Raw genomic sequence first — 18,265 nt, forward strand, 5'->3', positions numbered from 1 at the left:
AGTGGTCGGGGATCTTCTTCCTGGTCGCCTTCGCGATCATGTCCCTGGTCTGGGACGCCGGCGCCCGCCGGGCCATCGGCCTGCGCAGACCGTACCTGGGAGTGGTCAACCGGGATCTGACCGGCGTCCTGCTGGCGATGGGCCTGCTGCCGGCCCTCACCTACATCGCCTCCTGGACCGGCTGGTTCGCCTCGTCGCTCGGCTGGGGCCGCAACTGGGCGCAGGCGACCTCGCAGGGCCCCGGGTTCTTCGTCTTCGACTCCCTCCGCTCCTGGCTGAGCTACCACTTCCAGGTGCTGAGCTTCCACACCGGGCTGAGCGAGGGGCACACCTACCAGTCCACACCCTGGACCTGGCCCATCCTCTCGCGCCCGGTGGCGTTCCACTACGAGAGCCCCGGCACCGGGTGCGGCGCCGACAACTGCGCCGAGGCGGTGCTCGGCGTCGGCACCCCGGTCATCTGGTACGGCGGCCTGGCCGCCCTCATCGCCATGATCGCCTGGTACGTCGCCACCCGCGACTGGCGCGCCGGGGCCCTGCTCCTCGGCTACGCCGCGGGCTGGCTCCCCTGGTTCTACTACGCCCTCGCCGACAACCGGACCATGTACCTGTTCTACGCGATCACCATGGTCCCCTTCATGATCCTCGCGCTGACCATGGTCGCCGGGCTGATCATCGGGCGGGCCGACGCCGCGCCCAACCGCAGGGCGCTCGGGGCCGCGGTCGTCGGGGCCTTCACCCTGCTGGCGCTGGTCAACTTCTGGTGGCTCTACCCGGTGCTGGCCGCCGAGGTCATCCCGCACTCCCAGTGGTGGTCGCGGATGCTGTTCCGGAGCTGGGCGTGACGGGCGCGGCAGGTGTGCCGGACGCGGCGGGCCGGGAGAACCCGTGGCGCAGCGAGATCGCGGCCGCCAGGCAGGCCAGTGGCACCGCGGGCAGCAGGTAGCGGTAGTCGAACTCGGCGGTCGCGGCCGGGGCCAGGATGAGACCGAGGGCGGCCAGCCACGGCAGCAGCACGGGGCCGCCCAGCCTGCGCCAGCGCACCGCCACCCCGGCCAGGCCGATCAGCAGCAGCACGCCGATCACGAGGCCGGGCAGCCGGACGATCCGCTGGTAGCCCTGCATGAAGCCCGCCCACGGGTCGTGGACGTCGGTACCGATCACGCGTGACTTGCCCTGGATCGGCGCGGTCCGCAGGCCCGGATCGTACTTCTGCGCGTCGGTGTCGGTGTTGCCCCGGTACGACGACCAGGCAGGGAGGATCTTGTTCTCCGGCAGGAACTCGTACTGCCGGTAGGTGTTGAAATCCGGGAAGCGCGGCCGGTCCCAGCGGAAGGCGCGGAAGAAGTCGCCGGCCACCAGGCTCAGATAGTCGAGCGGCTGGGACAGGATGGCCCGCTGGGCGAACGCGCCCGCCGTCTTGTTGGTCTCCGGGGTGAACGTGCTGCCCACCCCGAAGGCGTGGAAGCGCTGGCCGTTCTGTGCCCACCAGAGGTACTTCTGCCCGGAGAAGCCGCGCTGGCCCGGCGGCGCGCTGATGCACAGCAGCGCCAGCTCCAGCTCCTCGCGGGGGTCGATCCGCATCTTCTCGCAGTCGGCGAAGAGCGCCGTCCGCATGTAGAGGATCGCGCCGTCACTGTTGGTCATCGCGAAGTTGCCGTACGCGGAGGCGAACCAGGCCATGTAGCCGACCACGGGGAGCGCGCACGCGGTGATCATCGCCGCGATCGTCTTCCAGGCCGTGCGCTTGACCAGCAGGTAGACCACGACCAGCGCGAGGATCGGCAGGCCGATCGACCGGGTGAGCGCGGTGAGGGCCAGCAGCAGCCCGATCACCGCGCCGACCCGCCAGGACATCCGCCGGTGCCAGAGCACCAGCGTGATCACGGCCACGACCAGCAGCATGAACATCGCGTCGGACATGACCAGGTGTTCGAGCTGGATCTGGTACGCGTCGAACAGCACCGGCACCGCGGCCAGCGTCGCCCCCCAGCCGGGCAGGCCGAACCTGCCGCGCAGCAGGGTGTAGATCAGCACCGCGATGCCCAGGCCCATCAGGTGCTGCACGAAGACCACCAGGCCGAAGCTGTGCAGCGGCCGCAGCGCCAGGAGCAGGAAGGAGTAGCCATTCGGGCGCAGCGCACTGGGCCGGTCGGGGTTCACCGCCCCGGAGACGTACTCGTAGGAGTCGTTGAACCACAGGGCCGGGCCATAGCCGAGCATGGTGACCACACGCAGCAGGAACGCCAGCACGAGGGCGGCCACGAAGAGGCGATGCCGGTACAGGAAGGCTCGCAGGCGAGGGATCCGGTCAGGCAAAGGCACGTCCAGGCGAGGGCGGTCGGCGACGGTCACCATGCCTTACAGGATGCCAGCCGTTTCAGGGAGTTGACCCGGGCGAGGGGCTTCAGAGGGCATCATGGTGAGATTGGCCTGTGCCGTGAGTGAAGGGTTGAGACGTGGAACTGACCGTGGTCATGCCTTGTTTGAACGAGGCGGAGACCGTGGAGACCTGCGTACGCAAGGCACTCGCCTGCATGCGGGAACACGGGATCGACGGGGAAGTGCTGATCGCCGACAACGGCAGCACCGACGGCTCACAGCAGCTCGCGCGCGAAGCCGGGGCCCGAGTCGTGCACGTTGACGCCAAGGGGTACGGCAACGCCCTGATGGGTGGCATCCGCGCCGCGCGCGGCCGCTACGTCATCATGGGCGACGCGGACGACTCCTACGACTTCACGGCGCTGCTGCCGTTCGTCGAGCAGCTCCGTGACGGCGCCGACCTGGTGATGGGCAACCGGTTCAAGGGCGGCATCGCGCCGGGCGCCATGCCCCCGCTCCACCGCTACCTGGGCAACCCGGTGCTCTCCTTCATCGGACGCCTCTTCTTCCCCAGCGCGATCGGTGACTTCCACTGCGGCCTGCGCGGTTTCCGGCGCGAGTCCATCCTCAGGCTCGGCCTGCAGACCGGCGGCATGGAGTTCGCCAGCGAGATGGTGGTCCGCTCGACCCTGTCGGGCCTGGACGTACGCGAGGTGCCCACCACGCTCTCGCCCGACGGCCGCTCCCGCCCGCCGCACCTGCGCTCCTGGCGCGACGGCTGGCGCCACCTGCGCTTCCTGATGCTCTACAGCCCGCGCTGGCTGTTCTTCATCCCCGGCCTGGTGCTGATGACCCTCGGCCTGGTCGCGGGCGCCGCCCTGACCTTCGGCCCGGTCTACATCGGAAAGCTCGCCTTCGACGTCGACACCCTGGTCGGCGCCTCCGCCATGGTGGTGATCGGCTTCCAGGCGGTGCTGTTCGCGCTGTTCACCAAGGTGTACGCGGCCGAGGAGGGCTTCCTGCCGGAAGATCGGCGGGTGCGCAAGCTCATCGACATCGTCTCCCTGGAGAAGGGGCTGGTCGTCGGCGGGCTGCTGGCCCTGGGCGGTCTGGGCGGCCTGGTCGCCTCCCTGGTCCACTGGCAGACCCGCAGCTTCGGCCCGCTGATCCCCTCGGAGTCGCTGCGCCTCGTCGTGCCCTCGGCCACCGCGCTGATCGTGAGCTTCCAGACGATTTTCGCCGCGCTGTTCATCAGCATCCTCGGCATCCGCCGTACCAAGGAGACGCCCATCGACGTGGCCGCCTCCGCGGCGGAGGAGGCCGCCGAGGCCGTCAAGCGCGCCGCCGAGGCGGTGGAGGGTTCCACTACCGGCAGGGAGAGCACCAAGGCCTGAGCCCGCGTCCCTTAGGCTGGGCACCATGTCCCAGCACATCCTGACCGCGGTCGCCTGGCCCTACGCCAACGGCCCCCGCCACATCGGGCACGTCTCCGGATTCGGCGTGCCATCCGACGTCTTCAGCCGCTATCAGCGGATGGCGGGCAACATGGTGCTCATGGTGAGCGGGACCGACGAGCACGGCACCCCGATCCAGGTGCAGGCCGACAAGGAGGGCCTGAGCGCCCGCGAGCTCGCCGACCGCTACAACAGGGTGATCGTCGAGGATCTCCAGGCGCTCGGCCTGTCCTACGACCTGTTCACCCGGACCACGACCGTGAACCACTACGCGGTGGCACAGGAGATCTTCAAGGGACTCCACGCCAACGGCTATATCTTCCCCCAGACCACGATGGGCGCCATCTCGCCCTCCACCGGGCGCACCCTGCCCGACCGCTACATCGAGGGCACCTGCCCCATCTGTGGTTACGAAGGCGCCCGTGGCGACCAGTGCGACAACTGCGGCAACCAGCTCGACCCGGTTCAGCTGATCAACCCGGTGAGCAAGGTCAACGGCGAGACACCGGTCTTCGTGGAGACCGAGCACTTCATGCTCGACCTGCCCGCGTTCGCCGAGGTTCTGGCGTCGTGGCTGCGCTCCAAGGAGGGCGACTGGCGGCCCAACGTGCTGAAGTTCGCCCTGAACATGCTCGGCGACATGCACCCCCGCGCGATCAGCCGCGACCTCGACTGGGGGGTGCCGATCCCGCTGGAGGGCTGGAGCGACCAGGCCAACAAGCGGCTCTACGTCTGGTTCGACGCGGTCGTGGGCTACCTCAGCGCCTCCATCGAGTGGGCGCGCCGCTCCGGCGACCCGGAGGCCTGGCGCCGCTGGTGGCAGGACCCTGAGGCCCTCGGCTACTACTTCATGGGCAAGGACAACATCGTCTTCCACGCGGAGATCTGGCCGGCGATGCTGCTCGGCTACAACGGCCAGGGGGCCCGCGACGGCAAGCCGGGCTCGCTCGGCGCGCTGAACCTGCCCGCCGAGGTCGTCTCCAGCGAGTTCCTGACCATGGAGGGACGCAAGTTCTCCTCCTCCCGCCAGGTCGTCATCTACGTGCGTGACTTCCTGGAGCGCTACGACGCCGACGCGCTGCGCTACTACATCGCGGTGGCGGGCCCGGAGAACCAGGACACCGACTTCACCTGGTCGGAGTTCCTCAACCGCAACAACGGCGAGCTGGTGGCGGCCTGGGGCAACCTGGTGAACCGCTCGATCTCGATGGCCGCCAAGAACTTCGGGGTCATCCCCGAGGCGGCCGACCTCACCGAGGTCGACCGCGCCATGCTGGAGCGGAGCCGCTCGGCCTTCCCGAAGGTCGCGGCCGAGTTCGAGCAGTGCCGGTTCAAGAACGCGACGAACGAGGCGTTCGAGGTCATCCGCGAGGCCAACAGGTACCTGGCCGAGCAGGAGCCCTGGAAGATCAAGGACAACCCCGAGCGGGTGAAGACCATCCTGCACGTCGCCCTGCAGGTGGTGGACGACGCCAAGACCCTGCTGACCCCGGTGCTGCCCAACTCCTCCAACAAGATCTACGCGATGCTCGGCGGCACCGGTGTCTGGGCGGGTATGCCGGAGATCCAGGAGGTCGCCGACGAGGACGGCCGGAGCTACCCGATCATCACCGGCTCCTACGACGGCGCCGCGCGCTGGGAGTCCGTCCCGATCCGGGTGGGCACCCCGCTCTCCCCGCCGACCCCGCTCTTCGTCAAGCTCGACCCGAAGATCGTCGACGAGGAACTGGCCCGTCTGGGCGAGTAGCGGCGAAGGCCCCCGGGCCTGGGCGCGGGCCGGTCTCACCCGGCCGGCGCCTGCCCGGCGGGTGTTCGGAGCCGCGGGCCGGGGCCTGGCTCTGCGCGGGGGCTGCCGGCCCCTGCCCGGTACCCGCCGATGGGCGGGCCGGTGCGCCCGGGGCCTGGGAATGAGCCGGTCCGCGCGGGGGCGCCGGGCGCGGGCCGGGCCGGCTCCTCGGTAGGTTGGACGGCGTGAGCACGCAGAAGCTTCCCGCCGCCCCCGAGCCCCTGCCGGCAGAGGTGTTCGACAGCCACTGTCACCTGGACATCATGGTGGGCAACCGCCAGGCGTCCTCGGGAGATCCGGTCGCGCAGGCCGCGCAGGCGGCCCAGGCGAGCGTCGAGGGCATCCTCGACGAGGCCCGCGCCGTCGGCGTGACGCGGCTCGTCACGATCGGCTACGACCTGCCGTCCTCGCGCTGGAACGCCGAGACGGCCGCGCTCCATCCCGACGTCTACGCCGGGGTGGCCATCCATCCCAACGAGGCGCACGCCGCGACGCCGGAGGCCCTCGCCGAGATCGAGCGGCTGGCCCGCCTGCCGCATGTCAGGGCGGTGGGGGAGACCGGGCTCGACTACTACCGCGACTGGGCGTCGAAGGACGACCAGCACGCCGGTTTCCGGGCGCACATCGAGATCGCCAAGCGGACCGGCAAGGCCCTGGTGATCCATGACCGCGAGGCCCACGACGACGTGCTGCGCGTGCTGGCCGAGCAGGGCGCCCCGGAGGTGGTGGTCTTCCACAGCTTCTCCGGTGACGCCGAGATGGCGAAGCAGTGCGTCGATGCCGGATATTTCATGTCATTTTCTGGGCCGGTCACCTACAAGAACGCCGGATACCTCCGCGAGGCCGCGAGGGTCGCGCCGAGGGAGCTGATCCTCGTCGAGACCGACGCGCCCTACCTCCCGCCCACGCCGCACCGGGGCAAGCCCAACGCGCCCTACCTCATCCCGCTCACGCTGCGCTGTCTCGCGGAGGTCAAGGAGATCGACCTCGCCGACCTCGCCGCCGCCGTCAGCGCCAACGGAGAGACCGTCTTCGGCCCCTGGTGACGGGTGGGACGGCCGCCCCGGCCAGGTCCACGACCGCGGGTCACGTACCGACGAGCTTCGCGTGACGTCGCTCAGCCCACCGCGGCGCCGAAGTCGGCGGGGGCGCCGCCGTCCAGGGCGGGGATCTTTCCGGTGCCCGGTGAGAGCGGGACGCCCTGGGCGTCGTTGCGGCCCAGCAGGATGACCGTTCCCACGCCCGCCTGGTCGGGGGCGCCGACGACCAGCCGGTTACCGCTGAACCCAACGGACCAGCCGAAGTGGTCGCCGGCCTGACTCTGGGTGATCAGCCGGCTCCCCGCCGGGTCGCCCACCGGCACCAGTCGCACGCCGCCGCGCCGGTCGGGGCCGTCGAAGGGCACGCCCACGGCGAGCCTGACCCCTCCGGAGGCGGTGAACGCCAGCGAGAACCCGTATCCCTCGCCCGCCGCTCCCTCGGAGCCCTGGTCGAAGGTGGCGGCAGGGGCGATCTCCAGGGTGCTTGAGGCCTGGAACAACTGGACGAGACCGGAGTCCTGCACGCCCCCGCCGTCACCGAGCGGGGCGCTCACCGCGAGATAGCCGACGTCGCCCTCCTCGGTGTAGGCCATCGCGTAACCGAACAGGTCGCCCGCGCCGGCGTCGACGATCTCGCGGAGGTCCCACTTCTTGCTCCGGTACTCGCTCCGGGACCCGCGTACGTCGAAGATCACTGTGAGTGCCCCCGCGTCCAGCTTGCCCCCGCCGGCCTGGGGCCCCGTTCCGTCGTCGTTCTCGTACGGCGATCCGACCGCGAGATCCGGCTCGCCGGGGATGCCGCCCAGTTTGCCGATCGCCAGCGACCAGCCGAACATGTCGCCGACCTCGCCGTTGCCCGTGACGCCCTTGGACTCCTGGGAGATCCGCCGGCCCTCGCCGGAGGTCTCGGTGTCGAACAGGTAGACCGCGCCGGAGTCGGCGACACCGTCGGCGTTCTCGTGCGGGGCGCCGACCGCCACCAGCGTTCCGCCGGAGGCCAGGGACCAGCCGAAGTGAGCGTCGGCCTCGGGGGAGGGAGAGACCAGGCGGATCGTCCTGGGGTCGGGGCCGCCGTGCACCACGTAGACCGCGCCCGCGTCCCGGTAGCCCGCCACGTCCGCGTACGGGGCGCCGATGAGCAGGTCGGCACAGCCGTCGCCGTCGATCCTGGCCAGCCGCACCGACCACCCGAAGCCGTCACCCGCCTCGGTCTCGGCGACGGTCACGGCCTTTCCAGCCTCCCCCCGGCCGAACAGCACGTGCACGGCACCCGTGCCGGCCAGCCCGCCGGGGTCGGCGAACGGGTCGCCGACCGCGATGTCGTCCACCCCGTCGCCGTCGAAGTCGCTCGCGCCCGTTCCGGTGCAGTCGGCGGCCGGGGCGGAAGCGGCATCGGACCAGGCGGACCCGGTGGACGACCACGCGATCGCGGCCGCGGCCACGAGAGAGAGCAGCAGCCTCATGACACCCTCACCTCTATCTCCCCGCCGCCCTCGATCACCGTTCCGGTCAGCTTCGCGGGTTTGCGGGACGGGGGCAGGTCGTAGACCAGGACGCCGTCCACCTTCGCCCCGGGGGGCAGGGTGGCCGGCGGCTCCGTCGAGGAGCCCTCGGCGGTGTGCGCCGTGCCGACGTCGTCGAGCAGGGTGAGCGGGGTGCGGCTGAGCCGGGCCGCCTCCCCGCCGGTGTTGACCAGCGTCCACGGGATCGTGCAGAGCATGCCGCGTACCGGGGTGGCGCCCTCGTAGACGGTGAGTCCGCACGTCGGGGTGCGCGGGATGATCAGCTGCGGGTCCTTGAGGAAGGAGCCTGTCGTGACCCTGCGGCCCACGTCGGTGGCACGGGTGGCGCCGGTGCCGCTGGTGCCGCCGGTACCGCCCGCCCGGGTCTCCCCCCGGTCACCCAGATCCGGGCCGCGCAGGTTCAGCAGCACGACGACCGTGACGGCCAGTGCCGCGAGCACAGCCAGCCCGGCGAACAGCCAGCGCCGCCGGGGTGCCGTCCGGGCCGGGCCGGGGCCGGTGAACGGTTGTGACGGCGATGTCGTGGGCTCGGGCCGCGAGGGCGAGAGGGAGTCCGCAGGTGCCGGTGCCGTGGAAGGGCCGGGCGGCGCGGGCGTGGCGGGTGCGGTGGCCGGGTCTGCCGGCTCCTGGATCGGCGGGGCGGGAAACCGCGTCCCCAGGTTCAGCGCGCTGAGCGTCTGGGTGGAGTCGGGCTCCACGTTGGCGGGTGGCTGCCAGGACTCGTGGAGCAGGTCACTGGCTATCAACGTGGGCGGGTCGGCCCGGGTGGGAGCCGGTGAGGACGGAGCGGCGATCCCGCCGCCGACCAGGGCGATCAGCAGGTCCTGGGCGGTGGGCCGCTGGTAGGGGTCCATCGCGGTCGCGCGGTGGACCAGGTCGTTCAGCGGGGCGGGGAGCGCGCCCAGGTCGGGCGGGCTGTTGAGCAGCCGGGTGGCCATCGTTATCAGGTCGCCCCGCCCGTAGGGGTGGCGGCCGTTGCCCGCGTACGCGACCAGGCAGCCCCAGGCGAAGATGTCCGCGGCCGGCGTGACGGCCAGGCCACGGACCTGCTCAGGGGCCCACCAGCCGGGGCTGCCGAGTACCTCGCCCGAGCGGGTGAAGCTGTGCGTGGAGTCAAGGGCCCTGGCGATGCCGAAGTCGATCACCCGGGGCCCGGACATGGACAGGATCACGTTGGCGGGTTTGAGGTCGCGGTGCACCAGGCCGGCGACATGGATCGCGGCCAGCGCCGCCGCCACCCCCAGGGCCACGCCGTGCAGCGTTCCGGGCTCCAGCGCGCCGTGCTCGGAGATCTGGCGGGACAGCGGCGTGCCCGCGATGTACTCGGTGACCATGTACGGCCGGTTGTCGTCGCCGGTGCCGTTGTCCAGCACCTGCGCCGTGCAGAACGAGGCCACCCGCCGGGCGTTCTCGACCTCCGCGTGGAATCTCGCGGCGAAGCCGTCCTCGACCGCGACCTCCGCCTTCACCACCTTGAGCGCGACCGGTCGTCCGGCCGGCGCCAGTGCCAGGTAGACGGTCCCCATCCCGCCCTCGCCAAGGCGCCCGAGCAGGCGGTAGGCCCCGATGCGCTCGGGGTCGGTGGATCGCAGTCCTTCGACACCGGGCTGGTTCACGTCCTCTTCACCGGGAAGGTTCCCTTCCTCGCAGTCGGTCCCCCGTATGGCAACGTTATCCACAACGGAACCTCTCGTGCTCCATCACGCGTCCTCGCATGGGCTTCGGTGCGGGAAACTTGTCGGGTGACATGGGAGAGCGACCTTGGGTGATCGAGGCAGACAAATCGGAGACCACAACGGTCCGGCGGGCGTGCGGTCCGGGCCACTGCGTGAGGGACCAGCATGAGCCTTCTTGGTCCAGCGGAAATACGTATTTTGGCGGACAAGCTCAATATTCGTCCTACGAAGAAGCTCGGCCAGAACTTCGTGATCGACGCGGGCACGGTCCGCAAGATCGTGAGGGTGGCCGAGCTTGAGCCCGACGACGTGGTCATCGAGGTGGGTCCAGGGCTGGGGTCGCTCACGCTCGCGCTGCTTCCCGAGGTCCGCGGCGTGATCGCGGTGGAGATCGATCCCGTGCTCGCCGCCCAGCTGCCGCTGACGGTCGACCGGCACGCCCCGGAGCTCGCCGACCGGCTCACCGTGGTGCTCGCCGACGCCATGCGCGTCCTGCCCGAGGATCTGCCCGCGGAGCGGCCGAGCGCGCTGGTCGCCAACCTTCCCTACAACGTGTCGGTCCCGGTGGTGCTCCACCTGCTGGAGACGCAGCCGTCGCTGCGCAAGGTTCTGATCATGGTCCAGGCCGAGGTCGCCGACCGGCTGGCCGCCGCCCCCGGTTCCAAGGTCTACGGCATCCCCTCGGTCAAGGCCGCCTGGTACGCCGACGTCCGCCGGGCCGGTCCCGTCGGCCGCACCGTCTTCTGGCCGGTTCCCAACGTCGACTCCGGCCTGGTCGCGATGGTCAGGCGGGAGCCGCCCACGACGGTGGCCACCCGCGAGGAGGTCTTCGCGGTGGTGGACGCCGCCTTCGCCCAGCGTCGCAAGACCCTGCGTGCCGCCCTCGCCTCCTGGGCCGGTACGGCCCCCGCCGCGGAGCGGGCGCTGCGGGCCGCCGGGATCGACCCCGCCACCCGCGGCGAGCAGCTCAGGGTCGAGGATTTCGCGAGGATCGCGGAGAACCGTACGCCTAAAAGCGGTACATAGTGTGATTTGCCGGTTCGTTTGCGTGCGGGGGGGAGGGATCCCGTTACGATCTGACGTCGTGACCAGTGAGCGAGCCCCCATGGGGGACGCATGAACTCCGTGACCGTCCGCGTACCAGCGAAGGTCAACCTGCAACTTGCCGTCGGCCCGCTACGGGATGACGGCTACCACGACCTCGTCAACGTCTTCCACGCCGTCTCGATCTTCGATGAGGTCACGGCCACCGCGGAGACCGGGATGAGCGTCCGAGTGGAGGGCGAGTCCGCGGACCAGGTGCCCGAGGACGGCGACAACCTCGCGATCCGGGCGGCCCTCGCGCTGGCCGGGCACGCGGGCCGCCCGTACGGGGTGAACCTGCTCATCCGCAAGTCGATCCCGGTGGCGGGCGGCATGGCGGGCGGCAGCGCCGACGCCGCCGCGGCCCTGGTCGCCTGCAACGAGCTCTGGGGTCTCGGCCTGCCGCGTGAGGACCTGATGGAGATCGCCGCCGACCTCGGCAGCGACGTCCCCTTCGCGCTGCTCGGCGGTACCGCGGTCGGCACCGGCAGGGGAGAGCGGCTGACCTCGCTGGACGTCGCGGGCACCTTCCACTGGGTGTTCGCGCTGGCCGACGGCGGCCTGTCCACGGCCGCGGTCTACGCCGAGTGCGACCGCCTCCGCCAGGCGAGCGGCGAGCTGGTGGCCTGGCCCCAGGCCGCCGAGGCACTGCTGGCCGCGCTCCGCGAGGGTGACGCGGAGGCCCTTGGTGTCCAGCTCGGCAACGACCTGCAGCCCGCCGCCGTGGCGCTGCGCGGCTCGCTGGCCCGCACCCTGGACGCGGGGCGGGAGCAGGGCGCCCTCGGCTCGCTGGTCTCCGGTTCCGGGCCCACCTGCGCCTTCCTCGCCCGGTCGGCGGCCCACGCGGGCGAGCTGGCAGCCTGCCTGAAGGACGCCGGCGTGGCGCGCGACGTCATCACCGCCCACGGCCCCGTGCCCGGCCCGGTGGTCGTCTAGGCTCCCCGTGGTCACCGTCGTGGTCACCGTCTCCGCGGGCACGACCGGTCGGTCTCGCCGGTCGAGGCGGCCATCCGATGGAGGCGCCCGAAGGCGCCGTCAGGGACGGGACGGTTCTCGCGGCGGGGGCCGCGTGGGCCGGGAGCGGATACGCTTGTCTGGCGATGAATCTGGTCAATCTTGAGTCGGTCTCCCACTCCTACGGTCCCAAGCCCCTGCTCAACGACGTCTCACTCGGCATCGAGGCGGGCGACCGCATCGGCGTGGTCGGCCGCAACGGCGGTGGCAAGACCACCCTCATCTCGGTGATAGCCGGTGACCTCAAGCCCAATGCCGGGCGGGTCACCCATAACCGGGGGCTCCAGGTAGGGGTGCTGTCGCAGGGCGACGACCTCGACCCGGCGCGGCCGGTGCGCGACATCGTCCTCGGTGACAGGTCCGAGCACGAGTGGGCGGGTGACGCGGGCATCCGTGAGATCCTCGCCAACCTGCTCGGCGACATCGACCTGACCGCGCTCGCCGGGAGCCTGTCGGGAGGTGAACGGCGCCGTACCGCCCTCGCCAAGCTGCTCATCGACGAGCACGACCTGATCATCCTGGACGAGCCCACCAACCACCTCGACATCGAGGCCATCGACTGGCTCGCCAGGCACCTGGCCGGCCGCAGGACGGCACTGCTGGTCGTCACCCACGACCGGTGGTTCCTCGACGCGGTCTCCACCAGGACGTGGGAGGTCACAGACGGCTCGGTCGAGCGCTACGAGGGCGGGTACGCCGCGTACGTGCTGGCCAAGGCCGAGCGCGCCCGGCTGGCCGCCGCCTCCGAGGCCCGCCGCCAGAACCTGATGCGCAAGGAGATCGCCTGGCTCCGCCGGGGTCCGCCCGCCCGCACCTCCAAGCCCAAGTTCCGCATCGACGCGGCCCAGGCGCTGATCGCCGACGAGCCTCCGGCCAGGGAGAGCGTCGAACTGGTCAAGTTCGCCGCGGCCCGGCTGGGACGCACGGTCTACGACCTTGAGGACGTCACGCTGCACGCCGGGGGACCCGGCCAGGGACCGCTGGTCCTCGACCACTCGACCTGGCAGTTCGGTCCCGGCGACCGGATCGGCCTGATCGGAGTGAACGGCTCCGGCAAGTCCTCGCTGCTCCGCCTGCTCGCCGGTACCGTGCACCCCGACTCGGGCAGGCTGGTACGCGGCAAGACGGTCCGCCTGGCGCACCTGTCGCAGGAGCTGGGCGAGCTCGACCCTGAGCGCCGGGTGCTGGAGACCGTCGAGGAGGTCCGCAAGTTCGTGCAGGTCGGCAAGAAGGAGTGGACCGCCTCCCAGCTGCTGGAGCGCCTCGGCTTCAAGGGGGACGCGCAGTGGAAGGTCGTCGGTGACCTGTCCGGTGGCGAGCGGCGCCGCCTGCAGCTGCTCCGCCTCCTGATGGACGACCCCAACGTGCTGCTGCTCGACGAGCCGACCAACGACCTCGACATCGAGACGCTCAACGAGCTGGAGGACCTGCTCGACGGCTGGCCGGGCACGCTGATCCTGGTCAGTCACGACCGTTACTTCCTGGAGCGGGTCACCGACAAGACCGTCGCCCTGCTCGGTGACCACAGGCTGTCGATGCTCCCCGGCGGAGTGGACGAGTACCTGTCCCGGCGGGCCTCGGGCGCGGCCCTGTCCGCGCGCGCGGCGTCCGGCGCGGTCTCCGGTGCGGCCTCCGCCACCTCGGCCGCGGTCGCGAAGGAGACGGCGCCCGGTCTGTCGGCGCGTGAGGAGCGCGATCTCCGCAAGGAGCTCTCCCGGCTGGAACGCCAGCTCGACAAGCTGAGCGGCCGCGAGGCGAAACTGCACGAGTCCATGGCCGACGCCGCCGCCGACTACGAGCGGCTGGCCTCGCTCGACGCGCAGCTGAAGGAGATCCTCGCGGAGAAGGACTCGATCGAGGGTGAGTGGCTGGAGCTGGCCGACCGCCTGGGCGAGTGAGCCTCCCGGGGCCGTGCGTTGAGGCCCGAGAGGGTGGCTGGGAACACCCTTCGGGGCGCGCCGGGTTTATCCCGCCGCCCTCGGGCACAGGAGGTCAGTGCGCTCCGGTGTCGGTCGCGTCAAAAGGGACGAGTAGCGTGCGCAGCAGGTCCGAAAGGGCCTGCTGTTCGCGTTCCTGCAGGCTCGCGAGGAGCTCGCGTTCGCGGCGCAGCAGGTCGGCGAAGGCGTTGTCCACCCGGGTCCGCCCGGCGTCGGTCAGGGAGACCAGGACGCCGCGCCGGTCCTCGGGGTCGGGGCGCCGCCTGACCAGCCCGGCCGCGGCCAGCCGGTCGATCCGGTTGGTCATCGTCCCCGACGTCACCAGCGTCGCGCGGAGCAGGGCTCCCGGGCTCATCTGGTACGGCTCCCCGGCCCGGCGCAGGGCGGTGAGCACGTCGAACTCCCAGGTCTCCAGGTCGTGCTCGGCGAAGGCGGCCCGGCGGGCGCGGTCGAGATGGCGGGCCAGCCGGGAGACCCGGCTGAGCACCTGGAGCGGCTCCACGTCGAGGTCCGGGCGTTCCTGATTCCAGGCGGCGACCAGCAGGTCGACCTCGTCCTTCGCTCCGGCCGAACGGCCGGAGTCGTGGTCCGCGTGGTGCAGGGTCATGCCGGGAGTCTATCTGTCTTGACATCGAGATATCTCGCCGGATATCAATTGTCTTGATGTCGAGATATACCTGGGACCCCGTGATCTACGGTCGCTACGCCGACGAGCGCGCGCGCCCCTTCTTCGACCTGGTTTCCAGGATAGCCGTAGAGAATCCCGGCTACGTGGTCGACGCGGGCTGCGGTACCGGCGAGCTCACCGCCGAGCTGGCCAGGCGCTGGCCGGACGCCCGGGTCCACGGCTTCGACTCCTCGCCCGCCATGATCGAGAAGGCGCCGGCGGGCGGTTCGCTCTCCTTCTCCGTCGACGACGTCACGCGCTGGCGCCCTGAGCGGCCGGTCGACGTGATCGTGTCCAATGCCGTCCTGCAGTGGGTGCCCGACCACCGCGAGCTGCTGCCGCGCTGGGTGGAGGCCCTCGCCCCCGACGGCCGGCTCGCCTTCCAGGTTCCCGGCAACTTCGACGCTCCCAGCCACGCCCTGGTCCGCGAGCTCTGCCGGACGAGGTGGCGCGACCGGCTGGGCGACCTGGCCCGCCCCTCCCTGGTCGACGACCCGGCCGGCTATCACGACCTGCTCGCTCGACTGGGCTGCCGGGTGGACGCGTGGGAGACCACCTACCTGCACGTGCTCCCCGGCGACGACGCCGTGCTCTCCTGGATCACCGGCACCGCCCTGCGCCCCATGCTCGACCGCCTGGACCCCGCCGAGGCCGCCGGCTTCCTCGCCGACTGCGCCGCCCTGCTCCGCGAGGCCTACCCCCGCGGGCCGTACGGCACGGTCTTCCCCTTCCGCAGGATCTTCGTGGTCGCCGGGAAGTGACCGGGTGACGCGCCGCCGCCCGTTCGGTGGGTGCCGGTGGGTCGGTGATCTCAGGAGCGGGTTTCTGGCCCGACAACCGGGCATGAATGGATATATGGGCAAATTAGGGGATGACCTGTGGCAATAGAGATCGAGGATAAGTTCGATGTGCCGGAGGATTACCAGCTGCCGGACCTCACCGGACTTCCGGGCGTCGGGGAGGTCGTGGGCCCGAAGACCCATCGGCTGGTCGCCCTCTACTTCGACACGCCCGATCTGAGGCTCGCCGCGCGGGGGATCACCCTGAGAAGGCGCAGGGGCGGCACCGATCCCGGCTGGCACCTCAAGCTGCCCAAGGCCAAGGGTGTACGGCAGGAGATCACCCACCCGCTGACCCGGAGCATCAAGATCGTTCCTGCCGAACTGGCGGATCTGGTGCTCGCCTACACCCGGGGCGCCCCGCTGGCGCCCGTCGCCGAGTTGGACACCCGCCGTGCCGTCACCACGCTGGTCAACGGTGCCGGGGTGAGGCTGGTCGAGATCGCCGATGACCGGGTCAAGGGCACCGTGCTCGGCGACGAACCCCACGTCGAACGCTGGCACGAGGTCGAGGCGGAGATCCTCCATGGTGACGAGAGGCTGCTGAAGAAGGTCGGAAAGCGGCTGCGCAAGGCCGGCGCCAGTCCCGCCGAATCGGCGAGCAAGCTCGCGCGCCTGCTCGGTGGCGCCGGAGCGGCCCACGAGCAGCCGCGTGCCAGGACGGCCCCGGGTTCCGCGGGTGAGGTCGCCGTCGGTTATCTCACCGCTCAGGTCGGCGCGTTGCTCACGCAGGACCCCCGGGTCCGTAGGGCCGAGGAGGACGCCGTGCACCAGATGCGCGTCGCCGCCCGGCGGCTTCGCAGCGCGATGAAGTCGTTCAGGACGGTCGTCGGGGGCACCGGGAGCGTCCAGGACGAGCTCAAGTGGCTCGGCGCGGTCCTCGGCGAGGCACGCGACCTGGAGGTCATCCGCGAGCGGTTCGCGAGCAGGCTCGACAGCCTGGACAGCGCGCTGATCGTGGGTCCGGTCAGGGCCCGCCTCAGCTCCGACCTGCTGGACGACGAGCACGAGGCCCTCGACCGGATCAGGGACGCTCTCGGCTCCGAGCGCTACTTCGCCCTGCTCGACGCCCTCGACGACCTGATCGCCACCCCCGTGCTCACCAAGGCCGCCGGCAGGCCCGCGGAGACCCTGAAGGCCGTCGCGGCCAAGAGCTGGCGCCGGGTCGCCAGGGCCTACGACACCGCGCTGTCCATCGAGGACCCCGCCGAGCGCGAGCTCGCCATGCACGAAGTGCGCAAGGCGGCCAAGCGGGCCCGTTACACCGCGGAGGTGCCCGGTATGAAGAAGCTGGCCAAGCGGGCGGAGACGGTACAGGAGGCGCTGGGCACCCACATGGACGGCGTCGTCGCGCAGGAACGGCTGGCAGCCGAGGCCGCGAACGCCCGTCTGGCGGGGGAGGACACCTACACCTACGGCGTGCTGACCGGCGTGGAGCGGGCCGGCGCCGAGCGCGCCGGCGAGGAGTTCCCCCGGATCTGGGCCGACACCGCGGCCGCCGTCGCGAAGCTTCTCTGAGGTCCTCCCGGCCCCTCGGCCGCCACGCGCCCGGGACCGGCTGGAGATCGCGTCAGACGGTGTAGCGGTCCACGGCCACGACACGGCCGCCGTTGTGGTGCAGCACCGTGAACGCGCCCTTGGCCAGCCGCGCGTCACCGGACCGGCCGCCGACTTCGGAGATCAGCCCGGGCAGGGTCTTGCCGTGGCCGCAGAGCGCCGTGGGCCGGTTCGAGGCCAGTGCCTTCTCGACCAGGAGCAGGGAGGCCTGGAAGTCGTGGTGGGTCTCCGACAGGACGGGTTCGAGCCGGACCGGCAGGCCGGCCCGTTCGGCGTACGGTTCCAGGGTCTGCACGCACCGCCTGCTGGGGGAGCTGACCAGTTCCGCGGGGCGGAAGGCGCCCAGCACGCTCGCGAGCACCTCGGCCTGCCTCAGGCCGTTCTCGTCGAGCGGCCGGTCGTCGTCGTCGCCCTTCCAGTCCTGCCGGTTCCCCGCCAGGGCGTGCCGTACCAGCACGAGCGGGGTGGTCGTCGGCGATGCCGCGCCGAGCGCGCGGAGCAGCCCGGCGTCCCAGTCGTAGGTCAGGCGCCGTGCGGCCTCCCGCACAGGCAGCCAGACCACATCGTCGACCTCGCGCCTGTCGGTACGGCTCTCCTCGGAGACCATCCTGGCCAGCCAGTAGTCGACGCGCTTGGGCAGCCCGCCCTTCGTGTAGTGGCTCGGCGGCAGCGACCGGCCGAGCTCCACGGTGATCCCCGTCTCCTCGGCCACCTCGCGCAGCGCGCCGGCGATGGCGTGCTCGCCGTTCTTCAGCTTCCCCTTGGGGAACGACCAGTCGTCGTACCTGGGCCGATGGACGAGGGCGACCTCCGGCGCGTCCGGTGAACCGCGCCAGACGACCGCCCCGGCCGCGCGGATCATGCCGTCCGGGTGGACGGCGTGCTCAGTCATCGACGGCCCTCCACCTACGGGTGCCGATCAGATAGGTCTGCAGGTCATCGCCGGGATGCCGGACCCAGGTCCCGTCCGGGTTGAGCCACCAGGTCGCGGTGTCGTCGGACATGGCCCGGTCCAGCAGGCCGCTGAGGTAGTTCCGCTGCTGCTGGCTGGCGACCTTGACCAGCACCTCCACCCGGCGCTCGATGTTGCGGCGCATCATGTCACCGCTGCCGATCCAGACCTCCGGACGCCGGCCGTGGCCGAACTCGTAGATCCGCGAGTGTTCGAGGAAACGGCCCAGCACGCTCCTGACCCGGATGTTCTCCGACAGTCCCGGTATGCCGGGGCGGAGCGTGCAGACCCCTCGCACCCACAGATCCACCGGTACGCCGGCCCGCGACGCCCGGTAGAGGGCGTCGATGATGGGCTCGTCGACCAGGGAGTTCGTCTTCATCCTGATGCCGGCGGGACGGCCCGCCTCCTGATG

General features: G+C 71.2%; 14 protein-coding genes and 1 pseudogene. 9 read left to right on the top strand and 6 right to left on the bottom strand.

Features of this window, described 5'->3' with window-relative positions:
* Positions 1–845: dolichyl-phosphate-mannose--protein mannosyltransferase (locus ABT130_RS42880; protein WP_502992247.1), on the top strand; the 845-nt coding region annotated here is incomplete at its 5' end.
* On the opposite strand, the gene ABT130_RS42885 is transcribed toward ABT130_RS42880, so the two are convergent.
* Positions 793–2,358 (bottom strand): hypothetical protein, encoded by a 1,566-nt coding sequence (locus ABT130_RS42885; RefSeq protein WP_350965577.1) that lies wholly within the window; start codon positions 2,356–2,358, stop codon positions 793–795. The two genes, ABT130_RS42880 and ABT130_RS42885, sit on opposite strands and share 53 nt — an antisense overlap.
* A 101-nt stretch (positions 2,359–2,459) precedes the next feature.
* Between ABT130_RS42885 and ABT130_RS42890 the strand changes: the two genes are divergently transcribed.
* From ABT130_RS42890 to ABT130_RS42900, 3 genes are all read left to right on the top strand, one after another.
* Positions 2,460–3,716: a glycosyltransferase gene (locus ABT130_RS42890; RefSeq protein WP_350926860.1), complete on the top strand. Its 1,257-nt coding sequence runs from the start codon at positions 2,460–2,462 to the stop codon at positions 3,714–3,716.
* 25 nt (positions 3,717–3,741) lie between these two features.
* Entirely contained in the window at positions 3,742–5,523 is a 1,782-nt protein-coding gene (gene metG, locus ABT130_RS42895) for a methionine--tRNA ligase (RefSeq protein WP_350926858.1), read from the top strand.
* 224 nt (positions 5,524–5,747) lie between these two features.
* Complete coding sequence (locus ABT130_RS42900; protein ID WP_350965579.1) at positions 5,748–6,608, top strand: TatD family hydrolase; 861 nt, start codon at positions 5,748–5,750, stop codon at positions 6,606–6,608.
* A gap of 71 nt (positions 6,609–6,679) precedes the next feature.
* Here ABT130_RS42900 and ABT130_RS42905 read toward each other — a convergent pair whose 3' ends face one another.
* Both ABT130_RS42905 and ABT130_RS42910 read right to left on the bottom strand, forming a co-directional pair.
* Positions 6,680–8,065: an FG-GAP-like repeat-containing protein gene (locus tag ABT130_RS42905; protein ID WP_350965581.1), complete on the bottom strand. Its 1,386-nt coding sequence runs from the start codon at positions 8,063–8,065 to the stop codon at positions 6,680–6,682.
* Positions 8,062–9,741: a serine/threonine-protein kinase gene (locus ABT130_RS42910; protein WP_350965583.1), complete on the bottom strand. Its 1,680-nt coding sequence runs from the start codon at positions 9,739–9,741 to the stop codon at positions 8,062–8,064. The genes ABT130_RS42905 and ABT130_RS42910 overlap by 4 nt, the downstream gene beginning before the upstream one ends.
* A gap of 225 nt (positions 9,742–9,966) precedes the next feature.
* Here ABT130_RS42910 and rsmA point away from each other — a divergent pair, with 225 nt between their 5' ends.
* The 3 genes from rsmA to ABT130_RS42925 all read left to right on the top strand — a co-directional run bounded on the left by rsmA (position 9,967) and on the right by ABT130_RS42925 (position 13,796).
* Positions 9,967–10,827 (top strand): 16S rRNA (adenine(1518)-N(6)/adenine(1519)-N(6))-dimethyltransferase RsmA, encoded by an 861-nt coding sequence (gene rsmA / locus ABT130_RS42915; protein WP_350926850.1) that lies wholly within the window; start codon positions 9,967–9,969, stop codon positions 10,825–10,827.
* A gap of 90 nt (positions 10,828–10,917) precedes the next feature.
* Positions 10,918–11,820, top strand: coding sequence for a 4-(cytidine 5'-diphospho)-2-C-methyl-D-erythritol kinase (locus tag ABT130_RS42920; protein WP_350926848.1), 903 nt, complete (start codon positions 10,918–10,920; stop codon positions 11,818–11,820).
* 164 nt (positions 11,821–11,984) lie between these two features.
* Complete coding sequence (locus tag ABT130_RS42925; RefSeq protein ID WP_350965585.1) at positions 11,985–13,796, top strand: ABC-F family ATP-binding cassette domain-containing protein; 1,812 nt, start codon at positions 11,985–11,987, stop codon at positions 13,794–13,796.
* Positions 13,797–13,890: 94 nt separating this feature from the next.
* On the opposite strand, the gene ABT130_RS42930 is transcribed toward ABT130_RS42925, so the two are convergent.
* Positions 13,891–14,442, bottom strand: a complete 552-nt coding sequence (locus ABT130_RS42930; protein ID WP_343962607.1) for a MarR family winged helix-turn-helix transcriptional regulator — start codon at positions 14,440–14,442, stop codon at positions 13,891–13,893.
* 56 nt (positions 14,443–14,498) lie between these two features.
* On the opposite strand from ABT130_RS42930, the gene ABT130_RS42935 reads away from it, so the two are divergent.
* On the top strand, positions 14,499–15,263 hold the full coding sequence (locus tag ABT130_RS42935) for a trans-aconitate 2-methyltransferase (protein ID WP_350965587.1): 765 nt from the start codon (positions 14,499–14,501) through the stop codon (positions 15,261–15,263).
* Between the two features lie 117 nt (positions 15,264–15,380).
* Positions 15,381–16,859, top strand: coding sequence for a CYTH and CHAD domain-containing protein (locus tag ABT130_RS42940; protein ID WP_350965589.1), 1,479 nt, complete (start codon positions 15,381–15,383; stop codon positions 16,857–16,859).
* Positions 16,860–16,911: 52 nt separating this feature from the next.
* Here ABT130_RS42940 and ABT130_RS42945 read toward each other — a convergent pair whose 3' ends face one another.
* Positions 16,912–17,790: an NUDIX hydrolase gene (locus tag ABT130_RS42945; RefSeq protein WP_350965591.1), complete on the bottom strand. Its 879-nt coding sequence runs from the start codon at positions 17,788–17,790 to the stop codon at positions 16,912–16,914.
* Positions 17,783–18,265, bottom strand: a pseudogene (locus tag ABT130_RS42950) (RNA degradosome polyphosphate kinase); the annotation flags it as partial. The gene ABT130_RS42945 and the pseudogene ABT130_RS42950, both read right to left, overlap by 8 nt.

This window comes from Streptosporangium sp. NPDC001681, from assembly GCF_040298085.1.
Taxonomy (GTDB): Bacteria; Actinomycetota; Actinomycetes; order Streptosporangiales; family Streptosporangiaceae; genus Streptosporangium.

Bases quoted from the DNA above. Each gene is read 5' to 3' on its own strand.
- ABT130_RS42935 (WP_350965587.1), top strand. From the start codon at position 14,499: ATGTCGAGATATACCTGGGACCCCGTGATCTACGGTCGCTACGCCGAC.
- ABT130_RS42885 (WP_350965577.1), bottom strand. From the start codon at position 2,358: ATGGTGACCGTCGCCGACCGCCCTCGCCTGGACGTGCCTTTGCCTGAC.
- metG (WP_350926858.1), top strand. From the start codon at position 3,742: ATGTCCCAGCACATCCTGACCGCGGTCGCCTGGCCCTACGCCAACGGC.
- rsmA (WP_350926850.1), top strand. From the start codon at position 9,967: ATGAGCCTTCTTGGTCCAGCGGAAATACGTATTTTGGCGGACAAGCTC.
- ABT130_RS42905 (WP_350965581.1), bottom strand. From the start codon at position 8,065: ATGAGGCTGCTGCTCTCTCTCGTGGCCGCGGCCGCGATCGCGTGGTCG.
- ABT130_RS42920 (WP_350926848.1), top strand. From the start codon at position 10,918: ATGAACTCCGTGACCGTCCGCGTACCAGCGAAGGTCAACCTGCAACTT.
- ABT130_RS42945 (WP_350965591.1), bottom strand. From the start codon at position 17,790: ATGACTGAGCACGCCGTCCACCCGGACGGCATGATCCGCGCGGCCGGG.
- ABT130_RS42930 (WP_343962607.1), bottom strand. From the start codon at position 14,442: ATGACCCTGCACCACGCGGACCACGACTCCGGCCGTTCGGCCGGAGCG.
- ABT130_RS42925 (WP_350965585.1), top strand. From the start codon at position 11,985: ATGAATCTGGTCAATCTTGAGTCGGTCTCCCACTCCTACGGTCCCAAG.